The 671-nt window shown below is 67.7% G+C and carries 1 protein-coding gene; it reads left to right on the top strand.

Features of this window, described 5'->3' with window-relative positions:
- Window positions 1–92: 92 nt before the first annotated feature.
- Window positions 93–671, top strand: a 579-nt coding sequence (locus ACLQ24_RS29995) for a hypothetical protein (RefSeq protein WP_425895097.1), incomplete at its 3' end; no start/stop codon positions are given.

Below are 671 nucleotides of genomic sequence, written 5' to 3'. Positions count from 1 at the left end.
AAGCCGCCGCGCATCACGTACCGCAACACCCATACACGGACAACGATCACGGCACCTTTGGGTTACTGGTCAATAAGGCCGGGGGTGAGGGGGTGGCGGGGGTTCTGCGGTCGGTGGTGGTGGCCTCGGCGGTGGGTGGGGATGGCGAGCCGGAGGCGCCGCCGCAGGTGTTCGTGGATGCGGTGGAGGGTTTCCCGGTCTGGGATGGGCGGGGTGATTGTGTGGTGCGGGCGGATCGGTTGTTGACGGCGTTGGGTGTGGGCGATTCTGACAAACGTGGTGATTGGTTGTGGGGGGCGGGGGCGGGGGCGGGGGCGGGGTCGGGGGTGACGGTGGTGTCGTTGGCGGCGCGGTTGGGTGGGGTGTTCACGCCGGCGACAGTGGGGGATGTGGCCCGGTTGGGGAAGGGGCAGTCGACGCTGGTGTACAGGCGTGATGTGAGCTCGCCGCAGCATGTGGTGGTGGTTCACCGGTCGGTAGAAGGTCATTGGTGGTTGGTGCAGGCGCAGGCTAGCGAGGTCGCTGAGCGGGTGGTGCGCTTTGATCCGACGGTGGAGGGGAGAGCCGAGGAGGTCTTGGGGCGCCTGATCCTGGTGCCCGCTGATGCGCATGGCCGGTTGTTGAGCGTGGGTGATGGTGGGCAGGTCACTACCGGTGACCCGGTGACGGGT

It is taken from the genome of Micromonospora sp. DT4 (genome assembly GCF_049841675.1).
Taxonomy (GTDB): domain Bacteria; phylum Actinomycetota; class Actinomycetes; order Mycobacteriales; family Micromonosporaceae; genus Micromonospora.
The sequence above is the reverse complement of the archived record's forward strand: the minus strand, read 5'-3'. Positions and strand labels throughout refer to the sequence as shown.